Source organism: Ralstonia sp. 22111 (genome assembly GCF_052045895.1).
In the GTDB taxonomy this organism is placed as follows: Bacteria; Pseudomonadota; Gammaproteobacteria; order Burkholderiales; family Burkholderiaceae; genus Ralstonia; species Ralstonia wenshanensis.
The window spans coordinates 358,483-376,282 of the sequence record NZ_JBQEPR010000004.1 but is presented as its reverse complement, the minus strand read 5'-3'; the positions used below and the strand labels follow the sequence as shown (position 1 = coordinate 376,282).

Sequence of the window (17,800 nt, the reverse complement as noted above, 5' to 3'; positions counted from 1 at the left end):
GGTGGGACGCCGCGGTTATGCCGGGCGTCTGCCTTCGTGCTGCACCCGCTTGTCTTCGTACATGGCCACATCGGCTTCGCGCAGCGTTTCTTCCAGGCGCCCGCCTTCGTGGCAGGTGGCGCACCCCATGGAAAAGCCGAGCACCGCGCCCGGATAGAACTGGTTGTTGAGTTCCACCAGCTTGCGCAAGCTTTCCACCAGTGCCGCACCGGCCTGTGCGTCGGCGCCGGGCAGCAGCACGGCAAACTCATCGCCGCCAATGCGCGCGGCGTGTGCGGGTTTGTCGATGGCCTTGCCGAGCACCTCGCCGGCGCGCCTTAGCAGCGCGTCGCCTGCGGCGTGGCCGAGCTGGTCGTTCACGCTCTTCAAGTCGTTCAGGTCGATCATGATGACCGTGACCGGGAACGGGCCCTTGCGCTCCAGCCGGTTGATCTCGTCCACGTAGAACGAGCGGTTCTTCAGCTTGGTCAGCACGTCGTGCTTGCCCAGATATTCGAGGTACGACTCGGCCTTCTTGCGCGCCGTGATGTCGGTCAGCGCCAGCAGCACCATGTCCCAATCCCTCTCGCGACCGGGGAAGACGGAGAACTGCAGGTGGATGTTCAGCGGGTTGCCATCGAGCCCATAGTTGATGACCTCGCGCTGCTGGAACAGCCTGCCGTCCCACAGGTCGATCAACTGCTCGCGAAAGTGCGAGCGCATGTCGTCGCGAAAGACTTCCGGCAAGCGGCCCAGCAAGTCGTTACGGTTGCGGGCCTTGAACATCTCCAGCGTAAAGCCGTTGACGTCGAGCACCTGGATCTCCTGCATGCAGCGCTCGACAAACTCAGGGTGCACGTCGGTAAAGGTGCGGAAATCGGTGATGCCCTGCATGCGCACTTCGTCCAGCAGCATCTTGATGGTGCTGAAGTTTTCCACCCACAGCGACACAGGCGCGTGCTCGAACACGCCGCGCGCGTAGAGCTGGCTGGCCGCGACGCGGCGGCGGGCGTCTTCGAGTTCGGTGATGTCGTCCACGGCCACCAGCACGCGGTCCCACGGTTGCTCGTGGTCGGGCAAGACCACGCCCTTGAGCAGGATGTCCAGACGGCGGCCGTCGAGCGTGTAGTTGACGCTGCGGCTCTCGAACGACGACTCGCCCGACCAAAGCTGCACGAGTTCGCCCACGTGGGCCTCGAGCATGTCGTCGCGCAGGATGTCTGCCAGGCGTGCAGTCAGGGTTTCGGCATCCGGGGCGGCGTACATGGACAACGTGCGCCGGTTCACGCGCAGCACCTTGATGCAGGCCGAACACGCCGCCACGCGTGAGACGTCTTCTTCCAGAAAGCGCTGCAGATCGGTCACGCCGGCGGCGCGCCATTGGGCGAAGAGGCGGTGCAGATCGCTGTAGTCCTCCAGCCACAATGACGTGGGCGTGACATCGAAGAAGTCGATCAGGTTGACACCCACAGCCGCCGGGCTGCTGACGCTATCGGACGCGGATTGCATGAATCGCTCTACGGAAGACAGAAAACACTTTGCGAACCTTGCGAGCGTACCGGTTTTGTGTAACACCGCGCACAGCGCCGGCCTCATCCGGAAGGATTACCCCCAGGCAGACGACCCTGATCAACTGCTGCAGCGCAATACCTTGCCGAATACGTGGAAAGTTCCCCAGCGCGATTTTCGAATCCCACTCCGTATTTAGTTTTGCTTTATCTGGCGTTGTAAAAATATCCGTTTCCATTTTTAAGATATTTTCATGAATCGCGAAGCGCATTTCATTTTTTCAACGCGCTTTGCAGAAGTCGCCCTTCACCCCGGAAAGCCGCCGCAGCTTTGCAGATAGGCATACCGAAAACTGCAAAGCCCCCAGCGCATTCTCTTGCACGTGATTTAAAAAACTTCGTCTCGATTCGCAGGCCGTTTCCTCCAGAATCCGTGCATCCCGTGCGCGGGCTGTGATTTGCACCGCGCAAGAAGCGGGTAATTCCTTGTCCCGATTCTGCGGCCTGCCCCCCACTTTTCTTTTGAGCCCTGGGCCGCCGATTCGTTTCCACCTCAGGAGAAATGCAATGCGGGATTCGACAACCTTCCGTCGTACGGCCACGACACGCACCGGACGCGCGCACAGCGCCCGGACACGTCGCTCGTTCAAGCTGGCACTCGTGGCCCAGGCTGCGGCCGCGCTGATTCTGGCCGCATGCGGCGGCGGCGGAGATGACGCGCTGACCCCGTCCGGCGGCAAGCTGGACGCAAACGGCTCGCAGCAGCAGGGCAATACCAATACCGGCAACACCAATGCGCAGGCGCCGGCCGTCGACGCATCGGTGCCCCCGGTTGAACTGCCGGACTACATCAAGCCCGTCAACTACAAACTGTGGTTCCGCCCGAGCGCAGACCTGAACAGCTTCTCGGGCCGCGCCGACGTGGAGATCAAGGTCACCAAGCAGACCGGCGCGGTGACGCTGGCCGTGCGTGACCTGAAGCTCGACGCCTCACGCCTGACGCTCACGCCCACCTCGGGCGGCGGTGCATCGCGCGTGCTGGTGCCGATTCCGCAATCGCAAGGGGCCTTCTACGACCTGCGCGACCCGACTGGAGACATCAAGCCCGGCAACTACGTGCTGCACATGGAATGGACGGGCACGATCAACTTCACCAAGGCCGAGGGCATCTTCAAGCTGGGCCTGCAGGCGGCAACGGGTGAGAGTTCCGACGCCATCGTCACGCAGGGCGAATCGAACTTCGCGCGCGAGTGGTTCCCGAGCTGGGATGAGCCGGCCTTCCGCAACACCTTCGAGGTGACGGCGGAAATTCCGGGCGACTGGAAGGCCGTGGCCAACGGCAGGCAGACGGGTGCCACCAAGCTGCCGGATGGCTATCAGCAGGTGTCGTTTGCCAAGACGCCGTCGATGCCGGCGTACCTGCTGTTCTTCGGCGGCGGCAAGTTCGACATCCTGGAAGACCAGTTCACCAACCCGCTCGATGGCAGCAGCATGCGCCTGCGCTGGTGGGTGCCGCCTGGCGAGGCGCACTCGGCGGTGGCCGGCATGCAGTTCACGAAGGAAGCGCTGAACCACTATTACAACTACTTCCAGATCCCGCTGCCGTTCGACAAGATGGACACCATCGTCGCCAACGACAGCTACGACAACAAGAATGCCGGCTTTGGCGGGATGGAGAACTGGGGCGCCATCTTCGAATTTGCCGACCAGGTGCTGGTGCCGCCCGATGGCGCGCCGACGACCGTCCACTCGATGGGCAAGGCACGCTCGTTCGTTGTTGTGTCGCATGAACTGGCGCACCAATGGTTTGGCGACCTCGTCACGCTGGACTGGTGGGACGACATCTGGTTGAACGAATCCTTTGCCAACTGGTTCGAGAACGTCACCAAGATCGCACTGCACCCGGAGTTCCAGGGCAACACGTGGGCCGACTATGCGGCCGTCAAGCAGCGCGTCTACACGCTCGACCTGCAGCCGACCTCGGTGCCGGTGCAGCACAACTTGAGTGATGCCGGCTCGATGGACTTCCTCGACCGCTTTGCCTACAACAAGGGCGGCCATGTCCTGCAGATGATCGAGAACTACGTCGGCAAGGACGCCATGCGCAAGGGGCTGCAGAGCTACCTGAACAAGTACAAGTTCGGCAACGGCACACCGCCGCGCCTGTGGGCCGAGCTTGAAGCCGCCAGCGGCAAGCCTGTCGGCAAGGTGGGCGACAGCTTTGTGCGCCAGACGGGCGTGCCGCTCGTCAGCATTGACGCGCAGTGCAACCCGGCCACCAACCAGAACGTACTGACGATCACGCAGAAGGCGTTCCCGAACAAGAACGTCTATTCCGGCTATCAGTGGAATATTCCGCTCACGATCGCCTACGGCGATGGGCTGGCGCAGACGCAGACGGTGGTGCTGGATCAGCAGACCGCACAGGTCACGCTGCCCACCTGCTCGGCCGTGCTGGCGAACCCCACCGGCCTGGACTACTACGTGACCAACTACAGCCCGACGCTGTGGAGTGCGCTGCTGGCGCAGGCCGGCACCATCACCAACAAGGCGACGACGACCAACATCGCCGGCGATGCAACGCAGCTGTACAACGCGCAGATCATCGACAAGGCGCTGTATGACCAGATCGTCGGCATCCAGAACATGCAGCCGGCCGTCGCAACGCTGCGTGCACAGGCTGTGACGCCGACGGGCTCGCTGCGTCCGCAAGCGGTGCAGCTGCAACAGATGCAGAACATGGATCGCCCGATCCACAAGTTCCGCTACGAAGGTCTCATGAAGCATCTGACCGACATCAAGCGGTAAGCACCAAAGCAAGCGGGCCGCTTCCCGTGTGTCTTGGGAAGCAGCCCGCTGCAACGTTGGCTCCTGATTTTCGGCGGACATGGTCCGCCGTTTTTCATGCACGCATCACACGATCTTCAACCCGTGCGATGCAGGAAGGTGGCCTGAATCACGTCAGTCATCCAGATGGCGCTGTCGCCGGTCTGGCCGTGCTCCAGCACCTTGACGGCGCTTTCGAACAGCACGCTGGCCAACGCATCGGAGGCCACGATCTCGATGCGTACGCGCGGCACAAACTCCGTCAGGTCTTCCTTGATGGAATGCGCGCCAGCCTGCGAAGCCGTTGGCGGATAGGCATTCACTTCGGCCACCGTCATACCGGGAAACCCCGGGCAACTGCGCAGCGCTTCATGCATGCGCTCCAGCAGTTGCGGGCGCACTACGATGCGGATTTCCTTCATGCCTTCGACTCCTCATCAAACCATTTGTACAGCGTGGGCAGCATCACCAGCGTGAGCAGCGTGCAGGTCAACAGACCGCCGATCACCACGATGGCCAGCGGCCGTTGCACCTCTGAACCCGGCCCCGTGGCAAACAGGAACGGGATCAAGCCCAGCATGGCCACCGTGGCCGTCATCATCACGGGCCGGAAACGCATGCGCGAGCCCAGCCGCACCGATTCCTCCACCGACATGCCCTGCTCGCGCAGACTGCGGATCGTGCTGACCAGCACCACGCCGTTGAGCACCGCGATGCCCCATAGCGCCACAAAACCCACCGATGCCGGCACAGACAGGTACTCACCCGTGACAAACAGGCCGATGATCCCGCCCACCGAGGCGAACGGCAGCACCAGAATGATCAGCGTGGCGTAGCGCACCGAGTTGAAGAGCAGGAACAGCAGGAAGAAGATGGCGGCCACCGTAATCGGCACGATCACCTTCAGGTGGCCCATGGCGCGTTCCATGTTCTGGAACTGGCCGCCCCATTCCAGGTAGTAGCCCTCGGGCAACTTGACCTTCTGCGCAACCGCCGCCTGCAACTCCGCCACGAAGCCGCCCAAGTCGCGGTCGCGCACGTTCACGCCCACTACCACGCGGCGCTTGCCCAGCTCGCGGCTGATCTGCGCAGGGCCGTCGGTCACATCGATGCGGGCGATGCTTTCCATCGGCACTTGCGCGCCGTTGGGTGCGGCCACGATCAGGTTGCGGATGGCCTCCACGCTGCCGCGATATGCGTCCGGCAGGCGCACCACCGCGCTGAAGCGACGCTCGCCTTCGAAGATCTCCGTGGCCTCCTTGCCGCCGATGGCGGTTTCGATCACGTTGTGCACATCGGCCGCATTCAAGCCATGGCGCGCGATGGCCTGTCGGTCGATCGCGATCTGCAGATACTGCTGACCGGTGATCCGCTCCACGCGCATGTCCTGCGCACCCTGGATGCCCTGCGCCACCTTGGCGATCGCCTCGGCCTTCTCGCGCAGCGTGTTCAGGTCATCGCCGAACACCTTGATGGCCACGTCGGAACGTACGCCGGTCACCATCTCGTCCACGCGGTCGGAAATCGGCTGCGCCATGACGATCTGCACGCCGGGCAGCACCTGCAGCGCCTTGCGCATCGCTTCGGCAATGTCGTCCTGATTCCAGCCCTTGGGCCATTCGTCGCGCGGCTTGAGGGAGACGATCGGCGTCGACTCGTTCTGGCCCTGCGGATCGGCTGGAGACTCACCTCGGCCCACGCCAGAGACGGCCGACTTCACGCCCGGCACCTGCATCACCAGGCGCATGGCTTCCATCTCCATGCGGATCGACTCTTCCAGCGAGATGTTCGGCGCGCGGTTGATGCCTGGCACCACCGAGCCTTCCTTCATCTCGGGAATGAACGCCGTGCCCAGGAACGGCATCAGCGCTCCCGTGGCCAGGAACACGGCCACAGCCACGACGACGGTCTTGCGGCCGTTATTCAGGCTCAGCTCCAGCAAGCGCAGATACGGCTTCTTCATCTTGCGGATCAGCCACGTGTCGTGCGCGTCGTGCTCGGCATGTGGGTCGTCGCTGTGCTCACCCTCAACGTGCTTATGCGCCTTGGGCTTGAGCAGATACGACGACAGCACCGGCGTGAGGGTGAGCGACAGCACCAGCGAGAAAAACAGCGCAATCGCAATCGTGAAGGCCAGCGGCGCAAACATCTTGCCTTCCATGCCCTCCAGCGTCATCAGCGGCAGGAATACTAGGATGATGATGCCCACGCCAAAGATCACGGGCGTCGCCACTTCCGTCACCGCATGCAGGATGATGCGGGCGCGGCTCTCTTTCGGATCACGCGGCTTGGCGAGGTGCGCAAAGGCGTTTTCCACCACCACCACAGAGCCATCGACCATCAAGCCGATGGCGATGGCCAACCCGCCCAGTGACATCAAATTGGCCGAGATGCCGAGCTTGTTCATCGCCATGAACGTCAGCAGCGGCGTGAGGATCAGCGTGCCGACCACGATGAGCGATGAACGTATGTCACCCAGGAACAGCAGCAGCACGATCACCACCAGCACCACGCCTTCAGCCAGCACCTTGATGACGGTCTGCAGGGCTGAATCGACCAGCTCCGAACGCTCGTAATACGGCACGATCTTCAGGCCATCGGGCAGCATGCCGTCGTTGTTGATGGCCTTGACGCGATCCTGGATGCGGGCGACGACTTCCTTGGCATTGCCGCCGCGCATCATCATCACCACACCGCCAACGGATTCCGTCACGCCGTTCTTGACCACCGCCCCCGCGCGCACCGCCGTGCCGATCTTCACCTCAGCCACGTCGCGGATCGTGAGCGGCGTACCGTTGACCTCCTTGAGCACGATGGCGCCAATGTCGTTGGTGTCGCGCACCAAACCCACGCCGCGAATCAGGTATTGCTCCGCAAAGTGCGGCAGCACACCGCCGCCGGAGTTGGCGTTGTTGGCGGCCAGCGCCTCGAACACCTGCTTGACCGTCACGTTGTGGTGGCGCAGGCGCTCCGGGTTGACGAGCACCTGGTACTGCTTCTCGTAACCGCCCTGCGAGTTGATCTCGGCTACGCCCGGAATGGAGCGCAGCAGCGGACGCACCACCCAGTCCTGCGCAATGCGACGCTGGGTGAGTTCCTCCACCGAAAGCTCCTTGTCGCCGTCATCCGGCTTGTCGAGCGTGTACTGATACACCTCGCCCAGGCCTGTGGAAACGGGGCCCAGCACCGGCGTCACGCCCGCTGGCATGCGCGACTGCACCTCGATCAACCGCTCCATCACAAGCTGGCGCGCGAAGTACACATCGGTCTCGTCGGTAAAGACGAGCGTAATGAGCGACAGGCCCGGCTTGTTGAGCGAGCGCATCTCGGTGAGCGCCGGCAGGCCGGTCATCGCCATCTCCACCGGCACGGTCACAAAGCGCTCGACCTCTTCCGGCGAGCGCCCCGGCGCCTCCGTAGCGATCTGCACCTGCACGTTGGTCACATCCGGAAACGCGTCAAGCGAGAGCTTGCGGGCGGCATCAAACCCGAAGAACAGCAGCACGGCGGCGATCACCGCCACCACGAGCCGTTGCTTGAGCGCGCCGCGAATCAATGCGTCGATCATGCGCCCTCCATCTCGGCGCGCTTGCGCTCATTGTTCAGATGGAAGCCGCCTTCAACAACGATCGGCTGCCCGGCCTGCACGCCGGAGATGACCGGGCGCACACCGTTTGACTCATCGCCCAGCTTGACCGGCGTGAGCTGGTAATTCGTCTCGCTGGCGCGCACGAATACGTAGTCGCGGTTGTCCTCACGCACCACGGCGGACGTCGGCACCACCACACGCTCCTCCGGCCGCGACTGGATGAGCAGCGTGGCCAGCATCGACGGCTTGAGCGTGCGCTCTGCGTTGTCCACCTCTGTGCGCACCGTGACCGTCCGCGTTTGCGGGTCGACAATGTCCGACACCCAGATCAGCTTGCCGACAATGCGGTCGCCCGCGCCGGTGTCGATCTCCACGGCCTGGCCGGCGCGCACGCCGGCAGCGGCGTTTTCGGGCACTTCGCCCACCACCCACACGCGCGACAGATCGGCCACGGTGAACAGCTCGTCGGCCGGCTGCACCACCTGGCCGCGCGTTACCTTGCGCTCCACCACCGTGCCGCTGATGCTCGCCACCACGGGCGAGATCGACGACATGCCGCCCGTGCGCATCTTCGCCAGGGTGCCAGGCGACACGCCCATCACGCGCAGTTGGTCGACGGCCGCGCGCACTTCGGCATCGGCCATTGAGAGTTCGCTCTGGCGCTTCTGGAGTTCGGCCGAGCCGATCACGTCGGCGGCCAGCAGCAGCTTGGCGCGTTCCAGCGCACGCGCCTGCAAATCACGCTGCGCAGCAGCCTTCTGGTAGGCGAGCTGCGCGGCGCCAAGCTCGGTGCTGTGCAGTTGCGCGAGGATGTCGCCCGCCTTGACGCTCTGCCCCGGCGTGGCGACCAGCTCCGTCACACGACCCGTGACGGTGGCACCGATACGCGCCACGCGCTGTTCGTCAAACGCGATCTGCCCCGGCACGCGCAAGCGCTCGGCAATCGGCTGCTTGCCCACCGGCGCCACCTTCAGGCGCTGCACCAGCGTGGGCTGCGCAACGACGAGGTTGGGATCGACGGCCTGTTGTGCGGCCTTCGCATCGTTGCCGGCGTCTTTGCCGCAGGCGCCAAGCAACAGCATCGCCGCCAGGGCAACGCCGGCCAGCCGGATCGAAGAAGAAAGAGAAGAAGGTGCGGTCATGGTCTGGCTGGATTCGTGAGTTCGGGAGGCAACGCGATGGCTCGGGCGTGTCATTGGGCCTCCGGCCGCAAGCGGTCAAGTTCAACGGCGGCGGTGCGCAGGTCTGCGCGTGCAGCAATCAGGTCATTGCGTGCCTGGCGGAAGACGCGCTGGGCATCGAGGTAGTCGAGAATCCCGCGCTCGCCGTGGCGGTATGCGGCTTCGGCCACGCGCAGCGCCGATTCGGCCTGCTTGATGACGCCGGATTCGAGCGCGCTGACTTGCGACTCTGCAATCTCGTATTGGCGATAGGCGGATTCCACCGCCTGCCGCACACGCAACTCGCGGTCGCGCAACAGGGCGCGAGCGCGTTCGCGGGCAGCCACCGCTTCGCCCACCGGGCCTTCACGTCGGTCGAACAGCGGAATCGACATCACCAGGCCCACGCGGCTGTCCTGCAGATCGGGCTGGCGATCGACCGATCCGCGCAGCGCGAGCGACGGCCAGCGTTGGCTGCGCTCGTGCGCGAGACGCGCTTCGGCCTCGCGCAGGGCGGCGCGGTCGGCCTCCAGCTCCGGATGCGTGGCAAGGACCGTGCTGACGAGATCCGCCAGAGGCGGCAGATGCGCCACCGGAGGGGTCTCCGCACCGGCATCGACATCGAACGTCAGCGGCAGATCGGCGCCCACGGCGCGGCGCAGTTCCGCCAGCGCCTGTTGCACGCGCAGTGCGGCGGCCTGTTCATTGCGCTGCGCGTTGAGCAGCTCCGCGTCGCCACGGATGAGTTCATAGCGCGGGGCCTCGCCGGTTTCCACACGCACGGCCACGCCACGGCGGATCTGCTCGACCAGCGTCACGTCTTCGCGCGCGTTGCGCTGCTCGGCCTCGCGGCGTACCACGTCGTAGAAACGCAGCTTCAAATCGGCTTCCACGTCGCGCGCCTGCGACCGGGCAGTCGCCTGCGATCCTTCGTACGCAGCATCGGCGGCTTGTGTACGGGCGGCGCGCTGCCACGGCAAGTCGAGCTTTTGCGTGATCGACACGCTATTGGTGCGGCCTTCCGCCGCACCCGGCATGCGGGCACGCTGGCGGCCGGCCATGGCTTCCACCTCGGGGTTGGGCCAGGCGCGCGCGGTGGCAATGCCCGCCTGCGCGGCCTGCACCTGCGCCTGCGAAGCGGCGAGCGCCGGGTGGTTGGCGCGGGCCAACTCCAGCAACTGCTGCAAGGTGTAGCGCGGCTGCGGAAGGGCCTCGTCAGCGCGGGCAGTGGCGGTCTGGGCACCACGCGGTGAAGGCACTGGCGGCGCGGCATTGGCGTGGACGGCCATTGCGGCCAGCACAGCGAAAAGAACAGCACGTCGCGACGCGCGCGCACCGGCTGCGGGGCGCGGAGTGGCCGCATCCTGATTGGACAACATCCGAAATCATCCTGAAAAAGAAGAACAGGCAAGCGCGAGCGCGCAGCCGGTCAACAGACCAGTTGGCGCAGCACTAGCAACTCAAGGGGATGGTTTCCGGCGCATGCCGGAAGTCAGACGCGTGCGGGAGGACGCAGCATGGGGGCCGGCGTGGGGCCAGCCTGGAACGGAGGAAGAGAGACGCGGACGCGCGCGACACGCAAGCCGGGCATCAACGCCATGGGAGGCGGCGGCAGCCAGAGTTCCGGCGCGTCGCTGGGGTGATCGGGGGCGGCGGCGCTGCTCGTTGGCATGTCCGGCGCATCGGACGCATGCGCCACCCAATGCTCAACGCTGAAACACTGGCCGGGCTGCTTGACCGCCTTGCCGAGCGCAACCTTGATGGCGCGCTCGAAACCCTTGCCGGGCTTGGCTGCCTGCAGCGCATCGCCCGGCACGTCGTCGACCACGGCTTCGATGGCTTCCAGCGCGTCGTCCGCCGCCTGGCCATCTGGGAAGTGCGTGGCCGAGAACACCGACACCGTAAACAACAGGCACCAGATCGTGACGATCCAACGTACGCCGCGCACGCGCGACAGCACGCCCCGCGCGGTGGCGCGAGACAACGTCGGCAAGGCGGAGGAGAGAGTCGTCACAAACATGGGCCCCGAATACTATCGGAAAAATGCTGCATCCGCACACAACGTCGGGCAGATCGCGCGGATGTCAATCGGAATCGACCTGCGTTTTCCGGATCCGTTCCATTTCGGGCCAATGCGCGCGCACCCAGTCGTCCAGGCCGACGAGCGTCCGGTTGAGCGATTCACCGAGCGGGCTGAGACGATATTCGACGTGCGGCGGGACGCTGTCGTAGATGGTGCGCAGGATGAGGCCGTTGGCTTCCAGCTCGCGCAGCGTTTGCGTCAGCATTTTTTGGGAGATGCCGTCGCCCACGCGGCGCAGGAGTTCGTTGTTGCGCACGGGGCCGTTTTCCAGCGCCGGGAAAATGCGCAGCGCCCATTTGCCGGCTACCAGTTCGAGTGCGCGCGTAGACGGACAGGCGCCGGCGGTGCCTTCAGACGGGTTTTCCTGCGTTGAAGAAGAAGCCATGTTGTCGGCCATGGGGCCTCCGGAACACGATTGGGATACGCGTGACCGTACCGTCAATCGTGCCACCCTGCAACGCGCCCCGTCAGTCGAGCTGGCCCTGGCAGACGTACTTGGTGTGAAGGTAGTCGTCCAACCCGTGGACGGAGCCTTCCCGGCCGTAGCCGGATTCCTTCACGCCGCCAAACGGCGCGGCCTCGGCAGCCAGCGCGCCCTCATTGATGCCGACAATGCCGGTCTCCAGCGCTTCGGCCACGCGCCAGATGCGACGCACGTCCTGGCTGTAGAAGTAAGCGGCCAAGCCAAACGGCGTGTCGTTGGCGGCGGCAATCACGTCCTCTTCGGTGGTGAAACGCGTGAGCGGCGCGACGGGGCCGAAAGTTTCTTCGCACGCGCAGGCCATGGTGGCATCGGCGTTGATCAGCACCGTGGGTGCGTAGTAATTGGCGCCGAGCTGGGTCAGGCGCGCACCGCCAGTCAACACCTTGGCGCCCTTGGCGATGGCGTCCTGCACGTGCCGGTCAATCTTCTCGACCGCGCGTGCGTTGATCATCGGGCCGATCTGCGAAGCGGGGTCGCTGGCGGGTCCGACCTTGAGTGCAGCCACGCGTGCGGCCAACTTGGCGGCAAATGCATTGTGCACCGCGTCGTGCACGAACACGCGGTTCGGGCACACACAGGTCTGCCCGCCGTTGCGAAATTTGGCTGCCATGAAGCCATCCACGGCGGCATCGATGTCAGCATCTTCGAACACGATAAAGGGCGCATTGCCGCCGAGTTCGAGCGAGAGCTTCTTGAGCGTGTCGGCGCTGCGGCGCGCCAGATGCTTGCCGACCGGCGTCGAGCCCGTGAAGGTGATCTTGCGCACACGGGCATCGTCCAGCCAAACGTCCACAACCTCTGGCGTCCGCCCCCGCGAGGCCGTGACGATATTCAGCACGCCCGGCGGCACGCCGGCTTCCTGCGCCAGACGCACGAGCGCGAGGGATGTCAGCGGCGTGTCTTCCGCGGGCTTACAGACGACGGTGCAGCCCACCGCGAGCGCCGGGGCGATCTTGCGCGCGATCATCGCCGCCGGGAAGTTCCACGGCGTGATGGCCGCCACCACGCCCACCGGCTCCTTGAGTGCAAACATGCGCCGGCCCGGCACGGGCGCGGGTATGACCTCGCCGTTCATGCGCGTGGCTTGTTCGCCAAACCATTCGATGTAGCTCGCGGCGTAGGCCACCTCGCCCTTGCCTTCGGCGAGCGGCTTGCCCTGCTCCAGCGAGATCAGCTTGCCGAGATCATCCTGATGCGCCAGCACGAGATCGTTCCAGCGTTTGATGATCTGCGCGCGCTGCTTGGCGGGCACCTTGCGCCACGCCGGGAAGGCGGCATGCGCGGCGTCAAGGGCAGCGCGTGCCTCATCCGCGCCGGAGTCGGGCACACGTGTGATGAGGTCGCCAGCCGCAGGATTTGTCACGTCCAGCAGCGGCCCGGTTGCGCTCAGCCATTCGCCGGAAATGTAGTTGCCGCTGCGGATCAAGTCCGCGCGTTCGAGCGAGAGAGACATGGTGTTCTGGTCCACAGCAAATGAAAATCAGGCACCCGCAACGTGCGCGGCAATCGCCTCGCCCACCTGCGTGGTGTTGGCGGTGCCGCCCAGGTCTGGCGTGCGCGGGCCGCCCTTCAACACGGCTTCGATGGCCGCGACGATGGCGTCGTGCGCCGCACGCCCCGCGCCTTGCCCTTGCGTCAGGAAATCCAGCATCAACGCGCCCGACCAGATCATCGCAATCGGGTTGGCGATGTTCTTGCCGTAGATGTCCGGCGCCGAGCCGTGCACCGGCTCGAACAGCGACGGGAACGTGCGATCGGGGTTCAGGTTGGCCGAAGGCGCCAGGCCGATCGTGCCGGTCGTCGCGGGGCCGAGATCGGACAGGATGTCGCCGAACAGGTTGGTGGCGGCCACCACGTCGAAGCGGCCCGGCTGCAGCACGAAGCGTGCGGTCAGGATGTCGATGTGCTGCTTGTCGAGCGTGACGTCGGGATAGTGTTGCGCGACTTCCTCGGCGCGCTTGTCCCACCACGGCATGCTGATGGCGATGCCATTGCTCTTGGTGGCAAGCGTCACGTGCTTGCGCGGGCGGCTTTGTGCAAGGTCGAACGCGAACTTCAGCAGGCGTTCCGCACCACGTCGCGAGTAGACCGATTCCTGGATCACGATCTCACGGTCGGTGCCTTCGTACATGATGCCACCGAGCGACGTGTATTCGCCTTCGGTGTTCTCGCGCACGACGTAGTAATCAATGTCGCCGGGCTTACGATTGGCGAGCGGGCACGGCACGCCTTCAAACAGGCGCACGGGGCGCAGGTTGATGTACTGGTCGAACTCGCGGCGGAACTTGAGCAGCGAGCCCCACAGCGAGACGTGATCGGGCACGGTCGCCGGCCAGCCAACGGCGCCAAAGAAAATCGCGTCCATGCCTTTCAGTTGCGCCTTCCAGTCGTCGGGCATCATCGTGCCGTGCTGCTGGTAGTAGTCGCAGCTGGCCCAATCGATGGTGTGACACTCAAGCTCAAAGCCAAAGCGCTCGGCCGCCGCCTGGATGACGCGCAGACCTTCGGGCATGACCTCGCGGCCGATGCCGTCTCCGGGAATGATCGCGATGCGGAATGCTGGAATCATGTCGTTCCTTTTTTTCTCTGTTAGATGGAGACCGCCGCGGCAGGGGCTATCGTGCGGTCCCGCTCATCAAGCCAGCCCTGGCGCAGTTCGGGCACCGAGTTGGCAAGTTGTTCGTAGTACGGATGGTGCGGGCCGCGATCGAAATCGGCACGCGCCACCTGCGTGAGCTTGCGGCCGTGCTGCATGACGACGATCTCGTCGCACACCGCGCGCACCGTGTGCAGATCGTGGCTGATGAAGAGGTACGACACGCCCAGATCGCGCCGCAGGTCGGCCATGAGGTTGAGCACGGCGGCGCCGACCACGGTGTCGAGCGCGGAAGTCACCTCGTCGCAGAGGATCAGGTCAGGCTCGGCAGCCAGGGCACGCGCCAGGTTCACGCGCTGCTTCTGTCCGCCCGAGAGCCCGCCCGGCAAGCGTTGAGCCACACTGTGCGGCAAGCGCACCAGATCGAGCAGCTCGCGAATCCGCCGCTGCAATGCTTCGCCCTTCAACCCCTTATAGAACTGCAGGGGCCGGGCCAGAATGCGCTCGATGGTGTGCGACGGGTTGAGCGCCGTGTCGGCCATCTGGAAGACGATCTGGATGCGGCGCAGCGCGTCGGGCGAACGCTTTGCAAGCAGTGGTTCGAGCGCCTTGCCGTGGAACGTCATGCTGCCCTCGCACGGCGCAATCAACCCCGCAATGGCGCGGGCCAGCGTGGTCTTGCCCGAGCCGGATTCACCGATCACGCCGATGGCCTGCCCGCGATAGAGCTTGAAGTTGATGTCATCGAGGATGCGCGTGGCGGGCTGGCCCTTGGCATCCACCGCCCCGTAGCCGGCGCCCAACCCCTGCACATCGAGTAGCAATTCGCCCTCGCCCAGGCAGTGCTCCGCTGGGCGCGCGGTTGGCCGTGCCGCCGCCAGCAGGCTCCTGGTGTAGTCGTGATCGGGCGTGGCGAGAATGTGCGCGGTCGGGTTGATCTCCTGCATCAGGCCGCCGCGCAGCACCAGGATGTGATCGGCCATCTGCGCCACCACGGCCAGGTCATGGCTCACGTAGACGGCGGTAGCGCGGCGCTCGCGCACCACGCGGCGGAACGCACGGAGCACTTCGATCTGCGTGGTCACGTCCAGCGCGGTGGTCGGTTCGTCCAGGATCACCAGATCCGGATCGATGATCAGCGCCATGGCAGCCATGAGCCGTTGCAACTGCCCGCCCGACACCTGATGCGGATACCGCTCGCCAATGGTTTCGGGATTGGGCAGTGCCAGTTCGCGGAACAACTCCACGGCTTTGGCCTCAGCTTCTGCCCGCGACATCGTACGGTGAATGCGCGCAGGCTCCACCACCTGATCCAGGATCGTGCGCGACGGGTTGAACGACGCCGCTGCGCTCTGCGCGATGTAGGCCACGGTGCGCCCGCGCAGCGCGCGTTGATCTGCGGGCGGCAGGTGCAGCACGTCGATATCGCCAATGCGGATGCTGCCCGATGCGATCTCACAGCCGCGGCGCGCATAGCCCATCAACGCCAGTGCGGTGGTGGTCTTGCCCGAACCCGACTCGCCGATCAGTGCCAGCACTTCGCCGGGCTGGATGGCAAAGCTGAGGTTGTCTACGAGGGTCTGTTCGCCTGCGGTAATGCGCAGGCTTTCTACGACGACGGACGCACCCATGTTCAACGCCCTCCGCGTTCGCGGGCCCGAGAACGACCTCGGCCCGGCAGGTTGTCAATGACGATGTTGACGGCGATGGTCAGGCTCGCAATGGCCAGCGCCGGCACGATGACCGAAGCGCCCGCATCCGGCAGCGCGCCGATGTTCTCGCGCACCAGCGAACCCCAGTCGGCCGACGGTGGCTGAATGCCGAGACCCAGGAAGCTGAGGCTCGCCAGCAGCAGCACGACGTACACAAAGCGCAGCCCCAGATCGGCCAGCATGGGCCCGAGGATGTTGGGCAGGATCTCGCGCAGCATGATGTACAGCGTGCCCTCGCCGCGTGTGCGCGCCACGGTCACGTAGTCGAGCGCGTTGATGTTGACTGCCAGGGAGCGCGCAATGCGATACGCGCCAGGCACGTAGATGATGGCGGCAGTCACCACCAGCATCGTCACCGAAGAGCCGAAGCCCGCCACCATGAGCAGCGCGAACATCTTGCTCGGGATGGCCGTGAGCGTATCGAGCACGCGGCTCAACGTGGCGTCGACCAGACCACCCATGGCAGCGGCAAACAGCGCCAGCACCGTGCCCGTGCCGCTGGCCAGCACGGTGGCCACGAGGGCCACGCCCACGGTGTAGCGCGCGCCTTCCACCACGCGGACGAACATGTCGCGGCCGAGGTAATCGGTGCCGAACCAGTGGGCCGCGCTCATGGGGCCGAAGACGTCACCGTTGCCGTCGCCGCTGGTAATCAGATGTGCGGGCAGCAGCGCGGGGCCGACCAGCGCCGCGAGCACCCAGAACACCAGCACGGCCAGGCCGATGAGGCCCGTGACACCGAAGCTGCTCAGCAGGCGCCGTATGGGGTGGCGCGGTGCGGGCGGCGCGGGTGGCGTGCCGGCCGGCAACGTAGGGGAAGTTGGCGTGGTTTCCATCGTCAGGCTCTTGTTCATAGGATCAGCATCAACGGTGGCGCAGACGCGGGTTGGCGACAATGCCCAGCACATCGGCCGTGGTCACGAGCAGCAGGTAGCCCGCACAGAAAATCATGGCGCAGGCCTGGACGAGCGGCATGTCACGCTGCGACACGCCATCCACCATCAACTTGGCGATCCCGGGATAGTTGAAGATCGTCTCGATGATGATCACGCCGCCCAGCAGGTACGACAGCGACAGCGCCACCGCGTTGGCGATCGGCCCCACGGCATTGGGCAGCGCATGCGCAAGCACCACGCGCATCGGCGAGGCGCCCTTCAGACGCACCATTTCGATGTACGGCGCCTCGAGCTGGTCGATGACCGCGGCGCGGCTCATCCGCATCATCTGCGCAACGATCACGCAGCACAGGCTGAGCACCGGCATGGCAAACGCCTTCAGCATGTGGCCCAGCGATTCGATGTCGTTGACGTACGACAGCGCGGGCAGCCAGCGCAGCTTGACGGCGAACACCAGCACAGCCAGCGTCGCCACCAGAAACTCCGGCACCGACACCACGGCCACGGATGCCGTGGAGGCCACCCTGTCGAACCATGAGCCGCGCCAGACGGCTGAAGCAACACCAAGGCTGAGCGCAATCGGCACCGAGAACAGCGCCGTCACCGCGGCCAGCAGCAGCGAGTTTGGCAATCGGCTTGCCACGAGTTCGGCCACGGGCATCTGCGTGGTGGTCGATTGCCCGAGGTCGCCGCGCGCAATGCCGGCCAGCCAGTGCACATAGCGCTGCGGCGCCGGCACGTTCAGGCCCATCTGCGCACGCAGCGCGGCCAAGGCTTCGGGCGTGGCGTCCTGCCCCAACTGTTCTTGCGCGGCGTCGCCGGGCAGCACAGCGGTGATCGAGAACACGATGACCGACACCGCCAGCAACGACAGCAGCGCCAGCGCCACGCGCCGCACCAGCAGCTTAAGGATGACTCGATTCATGACAGCCCCTTCATCACCTTCGGCAAGAACGCCACCATCGCA

The 17,800-nt window shown here is 65.1% G+C and carries 14 protein-coding genes; 1 reads left to right on the top strand and 13 read right to left on the bottom strand.

The features are described from left to right. Positions 1 to 15: 15 nt before the first annotated feature. Together ACTJK4_RS13550 and ACTJK4_RS13545 are read right to left on the bottom strand one after the other, a co-directional pair. Complete coding sequence (locus ACTJK4_RS13550) at positions 16 to 1,488, bottom strand: diguanylate cyclase domain-containing protein (RefSeq protein ID WP_440818136.1); 1,473 nt, start codon at positions 1,486 to 1,488, stop codon at positions 16 to 18. Then, on the bottom strand, positions 1,469 to 1,759 hold the full coding sequence (locus ACTJK4_RS13545) for a hypothetical protein (protein ID WP_440818135.1): 291 nt from the start codon (positions 1,757 to 1,759) through the stop codon (positions 1,469 to 1,471). Before ACTJK4_RS13545 ends, ACTJK4_RS13550 begins: the two co-directional genes overlap by 20 nt. 295 nt (positions 1,760 to 2,054) lie before the next feature. On the opposite strand from ACTJK4_RS13545, the gene ACTJK4_RS13540 reads away from it, so the two are divergent. Beyond that, the gene (locus tag ACTJK4_RS13540; RefSeq protein WP_232039135.1) at positions 2,055 to 4,295 is read left to right on the top strand and encodes a M1 family metallopeptidase; all 2,241 of its coding nucleotides are present in this window, start codon (positions 2,055 to 2,057) and stop codon (positions 4,293 to 4,295) included. 116 nt (positions 4,296 to 4,411) lie between these two features. On the opposite strand, the gene ACTJK4_RS13535 is transcribed toward ACTJK4_RS13540, so the two are convergent. The 11 genes from ACTJK4_RS13535 to ACTJK4_RS13485 form a co-directional block, all read right to left on the bottom strand. Beyond that, complete coding sequence (locus ACTJK4_RS13535; RefSeq protein WP_182557788.1) at positions 4,412 to 4,735, bottom strand: P-II family nitrogen regulator; 324 nt, start codon at positions 4,733 to 4,735, stop codon at positions 4,412 to 4,414. Then, a complete protein-coding gene (locus ACTJK4_RS13530) occupies positions 4,732 to 7,881 on the bottom strand; it encodes an efflux RND transporter permease subunit (RefSeq protein WP_440818134.1) in 3,150 nt (1,049 codons plus the stop codon). The genes ACTJK4_RS13535 and ACTJK4_RS13530 overlap by 4 nt, the downstream gene beginning before the upstream one ends. Continuing rightward, positions 7,878 to 9,098 carry an efflux RND transporter periplasmic adaptor subunit gene (locus tag ACTJK4_RS13525; protein WP_440818133.1) on the bottom strand — a complete coding sequence of 407 codons (1,221 nt, stop codon included), beginning with the start codon at positions 9,096 to 9,098 and terminating at the stop codon, positions 7,878 to 7,880. The genes ACTJK4_RS13530 and ACTJK4_RS13525 overlap by 4 nt, the downstream gene beginning before the upstream one ends. Next, positions 9,095 to 10,441 (bottom strand): TolC family protein, encoded by a 1,347-nt coding sequence (locus tag ACTJK4_RS13520; RefSeq protein ID WP_440818132.1) that lies wholly within the window; start codon positions 10,439 to 10,441, stop codon positions 9,095 to 9,097. Before ACTJK4_RS13520 ends, ACTJK4_RS13525 begins: the two co-directional genes overlap by 4 nt. 113 nt (positions 10,442 to 10,554) lie before the next feature. Continuing rightward, the gene (locus tag ACTJK4_RS13515) at positions 10,555 to 11,082 is read right to left on the bottom strand and encodes a hypothetical protein (protein ID WP_232039132.1); all 528 of its coding nucleotides are present in this window, start codon (positions 11,080 to 11,082) and stop codon (positions 10,555 to 10,557) included. Between the two features lie 64 nt (positions 11,083 to 11,146). Then, positions 11,147 to 11,542: a winged helix-turn-helix transcriptional regulator gene (locus ACTJK4_RS13510; protein WP_414562614.1), complete on the bottom strand. Its 396-nt coding sequence runs from the start codon at positions 11,540 to 11,542 to the stop codon at positions 11,147 to 11,149. Positions 11,543 to 11,612: 70 nt separating this feature from the next. Further along, complete coding sequence (locus ACTJK4_RS13505) at positions 11,613 to 13,082, bottom strand: NAD-dependent succinate-semialdehyde dehydrogenase (protein ID WP_440818131.1); 1,470 nt, start codon at positions 13,080 to 13,082, stop codon at positions 11,613 to 11,615. 27 nt (positions 13,083 to 13,109) lie between these two features. After that, positions 13,110 to 14,198, bottom strand: a complete 1,089-nt coding sequence (locus ACTJK4_RS13500) for a tartrate dehydrogenase (protein WP_440818130.1) — start codon at positions 14,196 to 14,198, stop codon at positions 13,110 to 13,112. 20 nt (positions 14,199 to 14,218) lie between these two features. Continuing rightward, entirely contained in the window at positions 14,219 to 15,856 is a 1,638-nt protein-coding gene (locus ACTJK4_RS13495) for an ABC transporter ATP-binding protein (protein WP_440818129.1), read from the bottom strand. 2 nt (positions 15,857 to 15,858) lie between these two features. Beyond that, entirely contained in the window at positions 15,859 to 16,773 is a 915-nt protein-coding gene (locus tag ACTJK4_RS13490) for an ABC transporter permease (protein WP_232040239.1), read from the bottom strand. A 28-nt stretch (positions 16,774 to 16,801) separates the two neighbouring features. Further along, entirely contained in the window at positions 16,802 to 17,758 is a 957-nt protein-coding gene (locus ACTJK4_RS13485; RefSeq protein WP_316871698.1) for an ABC transporter permease, read from the bottom strand. Positions 17,759 to 17,800: the final 42 nt, after the last annotated feature.

Bases quoted from the DNA above. Each gene is read 5' to 3' on its own strand.
- ACTJK4_RS13550 (WP_440818136.1), bottom strand. From the start codon at position 1,488: ATGCAATCCGCGTCCGATAGCGTCAGCAGCCCGGCGGCTGTGGGTGTC.
- ACTJK4_RS13545 (WP_440818135.1), bottom strand. From the start codon at position 1,759: ATGCGCTTCGCGATTCATGAAAATATCTTAAAAATGGAAACGGATATT.
- ACTJK4_RS13540 (WP_232039135.1), top strand. From the start codon at position 2,055: ATGCGGGATTCGACAACCTTCCGTCGTACGGCCACGACACGCACCGGA.
- ACTJK4_RS13535 (WP_182557788.1), bottom strand. From the start codon at position 4,735: ATGAAGGAAATCCGCATCGTAGTGCGCCCGCAACTGCTGGAGCGCATG.
- ACTJK4_RS13530 (WP_440818134.1), bottom strand. From the start codon at position 7,881: ATGATCGACGCATTGATTCGCGGCGCGCTCAAGCAACGGCTCGTGGTG.
- ACTJK4_RS13525 (WP_440818133.1), bottom strand. From the start codon at position 9,098: ATGACACGCCCGAGCCATCGCGTTGCCTCCCGAACTCACGAATCCAGC.
- ACTJK4_RS13520 (WP_440818132.1), bottom strand. From the start codon at position 10,441: ATGTTGTCCAATCAGGATGCGGCCACTCCGCGCCCCGCAGCCGGTGCG.
- ACTJK4_RS13515 (WP_232039132.1), bottom strand. From the start codon at position 11,082: ATGTTTGTGACGACTCTCTCCTCCGCCTTGCCGACGTTGTCTCGCGCC.
- ACTJK4_RS13510 (WP_414562614.1), bottom strand. From the start codon at position 11,542: ATGGCCGACAACATGGCTTCTTCTTCAACGCAGGAAAACCCGTCTGAA.
- ACTJK4_RS13505 (WP_440818131.1), bottom strand. From the start codon at position 13,082: ATGTCTCTCTCGCTCGAACGCGCGGACTTGATCCGCAGCGGCAACTAC.
- ACTJK4_RS13500 (WP_440818130.1), bottom strand. From the start codon at position 14,198: ATGATTCCAGCATTCCGCATCGCGATCATTCCCGGAGACGGCATCGGC.
- ACTJK4_RS13495 (WP_440818129.1), bottom strand. From the start codon at position 15,856: ATGGGTGCGTCCGTCGTCGTAGAAAGCCTGCGCATTACCGCAGGCGAA.
- ACTJK4_RS13490 (WP_232040239.1), bottom strand. From the start codon at position 16,773: ATGGAAACCACGCCAACTTCCCCTACGTTGCCGGCCGGCACGCCACCC.
- ACTJK4_RS13485 (WP_316871698.1), bottom strand. From the start codon at position 17,758: ATGAATCGAGTCATCCTTAAGCTGCTGGTGCGGCGCGTGGCGCTGGCG.